We start from the raw sequence: 3,293 nt of genomic DNA, 5'->3' as shown, positions 1-3,293 counted from the left end.
GTATTATATATATTGCTATTTACTTAGAAGCTTACTACGACTGCTACATTTTTTAGCTTTCTCAAACGACGAATCATTATCTTCAAGCCTTTCTTTTATACTATAAAAAAGCATAACGCAATACATTACACTAGTCAAATTGTGTAATTTTGAACACATCTTAAACAGCGTAATACTGCAATAGGAACATGAAAACACTCTAACTTTGATACAAATAATATATTGATTACATTTAGTTCATATTTTGTAAAAAAATCTTAATTGCCATGACAAAGCAAACAATAACCACTATTGGTCGTATTAATGCCGTCCCTTTTGTAAGCACCATCTTCGCCCCAATATATGATCCTATTATTTGACCAAGCATCATAATCAATCCAATTGTCCAATCGATTTGGCCAAAAATAATAAAATACAACAAAGCAGCGAAATTACTTGTAAAGTTCAAAATCTTAGCATTTGCAGTCGCCCGTGTAGCACTATATCCACATAAAAGAATGAATGCTAAAGCAATTAAACTACCTGTTCCTGGGCCGAAGAAACCATCATAAAATCCCAGTAACGGAGCCACTGTTAACGCAAACAACAACATACTTATTTTTCTCGGTCGATCTTCGTTTGCTATATTTGGAGATAATAGAAAATAAATGCCAATAAAAACAAGTAAAAAAGGTAATATCATAATTAGATATTCTGCTCGTATCTGTAAAACAAGCCATCCACCGAAAACTGATCCAAAAAAGGTCATTAAGATGGACAAACGCATTTCTTTAAGATTAATTTCTTTCTTCTTAATAAAAAACACTGTTGCCATGAGAGTTCCGCTACTCCCTTGCAGTTTATTAGTTGCTATCGCTACAGAAGGAGACATACCTACTAATAACATTATCGGGATAGTTATCATACCACCGCCTCCAGCAATCGTATCTATCCATCCTGCTAATACAGCTACTAAAAATAGTAGTATGAGTAATTCAATAGTAAAATCCATACAAAGAATATGGGAAGGCTTGAGCTATTATACCCCAAACCTCCCCATCTTCCCTCCTCTCTTTAAACTAGTTAATTAAATCTTTAAAGTAACTTTCTTTCTGATCACGTAATCGGCTGGAAACGTATTGCCTGCAAACAATTCTTCTTCCGTATTTATTATTTCCAATCGGGATTTTATATTCTTCCTCAGATAACCTTTCTCTACCATGAGTTACATTTGTTTGTTTACCATAGTATGAATTTGGGATAATTAATAAATCTTCAGATGTAAGTGGAACCTTATAAGTAGGCGTTGTTCGTAAGAGTTCTAAAAACATGTCAAATTTCAATTTTTCTTCTTCACTTTCTCCTACATAAATCAATCTATTCTCTGCTCCATTTAAACAAGTTGCAATAATATCACCATTATCATCTAAAAATATAATTTGGTTTATTTCCCCTACAAATCCCGATATTTCACCATCAGCCATTCCTGCGATATGAGCAATAGGCATTTTACTTATCGCCAATATGTCATCTTTACTGAAGAAATTTTCTTCAAGATGCTTTTGAAGTAATTTTGGCGTTCCAATATGAGTTTGAGTTTTTAAATTTAACACTCCTTTTAATAAAAGAGCATCAACTCTAGTAAATTTTCCACAAGTAATTTCAGACACTATTCGTTCCACGGATTTATTAAGTCTATTTGATACAATTTCTAAATTCGTATTGAATGTTTTCAATCTTGCTTCAATATCTGATTGGTCTTTCATATCTGTATACACTGTGGCATCGTTATGTTGATAAAAGTTCCCGCCACCGGTGCTTGCACCGACATTTCGCAAAACTTCATCGTTGTTTAAAGGTGAAATGAGATGAAATCTATTTTTCCCTGCATGTTCGGATGGGTGAATTAAAGCATCATAATTAAAAAGTGTGGCAAAAAGCCATGTGACCCATTCTGCATAAAAATATTTTTTCATTCTATCGTGTTCGTCTTCACCATAATTAAAACCTCTGCGATTTTCCCCAGGTAATAGTGTTTCTATAGGATCACATGGAGTATTTTTAATAAGGATAGGCGGTACGTTCCCACCACAATTCGCTATTTTTATCATATGTAGTAGATTTTTCATGTCTGAATTCGGAGTTTTCTTTGAATAGTCAATCAAACAATTAAGCCACTCTTTTGAAAAATATGCTGCTATTTCTTGATCACAAGTATAAGGATTATGAGTTTTTAATTCATTTTCTATCAGATTCTTCATTTTATCCTTCAATAGATTCGGAATGGTAATTTCTTCAATTTCTGTAATCTGCAGTATTCCTTTATTCATTATAAAACCTCCGTTGTTTTATTTTTTACACCCTATCTTCTATTAAACAAACTATCCACTTCTTTTTTACTCCTTTACTTTTCGTCAGAGCTATTAGAATTACCGATTTACAAATAAAAAACATGGAGTATAAGAGATTTCTTCTTAGTTACATTTCCCCCACGAACCTCCATTGATTTGGCAAATTTAATTTGAAAATCTGATTCATTTTCATACTTTACTTTCAAACTATGTTTATATGATTTTCAATTCAAGTAAGAGTATTTCATTTTCTAAAGTTTTCCTAATTTTAAAATCAGAATTTTCAATACAACTATGTTAACATTAAAAATATAACACGAAACAAAAAAATGTAAATAAATAGTTTTTTTATAAAAAATAGTCAGACTATTTATAAGGTAATCCGTATTCCATTGAACCAACTACGGCCTCTCAATTTTATTGATAACAATAAAAAAGCCCCCTAAATGAATAGAGGACTTTTTCCAAGTATATTCTATTTTAAAGTTCTTACTTATCTTTTACTTTAAAAGATATTGCTGTAACTTCTTTATTAACAGTTCCATCCCGTTTGGACTTACGATAATCTTCCCATTCGCTAACGAAATATTGCTGTCTGAAATATCTCCTGTAAGTGCACAAGCTCTTGGAGATTGATATTTTCGTAAAATAATCTGATCCTCTTCTATAAACATTTCAAGAGAATCTTTTTCTACAATTCCTAAACTCCGTCTTATTTCCATTGGAATAACAATACGCCCCATACTATCTGCTTTACGAGTAATTCCTCTTGATTTCATAAAATGCCACCCTTTATATTTATCTAATATTACGGTATTCATTTTAGCAATAAACAACAATTAGGAATAGTTCGTATTACAGTACTTTTTTTAGAAATAAATAACAATTAGGAATAGTTTATGTTAAAATTCTTTCTTGTTTATTCTTGATTTTTAATATATTTTTCCTCGATCATTTTTATAT

Annotated in this window: 3 protein-coding genes; all 3 read right to left on the bottom strand. The window is 31.2% G+C overall.

Annotated features, from left to right (window positions below; translation table 11 throughout):
* Nucleotides 1–232 precede the first annotated feature (232 nt).
* Nucleotides 233–991, bottom strand: coding sequence for a TSUP family transporter (locus ABWK52_RS28965; protein ID WP_000347986.1), 759 nt, complete (start codon nt 989–991; stop codon nt 233–235).
* Between the two features lie 67 nt (nt 992–1,058).
* Nucleotides 1,059–2,309, bottom strand: a complete 1,251-nt coding sequence (locus tag ABWK52_RS28960) for a hypothetical protein (protein ID WP_001032367.1) — start codon at nt 2,307–2,309, stop codon at nt 1,059–1,061.
* A gap of 521 nt (nt 2,310–2,830) precedes the next feature.
* Nucleotides 2,831–3,109 (bottom strand): AbrB/MazE/SpoVT family DNA-binding domain-containing protein, encoded by a 279-nt coding sequence (locus ABWK52_RS28955; RefSeq protein ID WP_000842216.1) that lies wholly within the window; start codon nt 3,107–3,109, stop codon nt 2,831–2,833.
* Nucleotides 3,110–3,293 lie beyond the last annotated feature (184 nt).

This window comes from Bacillus sp. AP50 (assembly GCF_040492675.1).
Lineage (GTDB): Bacteria > Bacillota > Bacilli > Bacillales > Bacillaceae_G > Bacillus_A > Bacillus_A cereus.
This window is presented reverse-complemented; position numbering and strand designations above follow the sequence as displayed.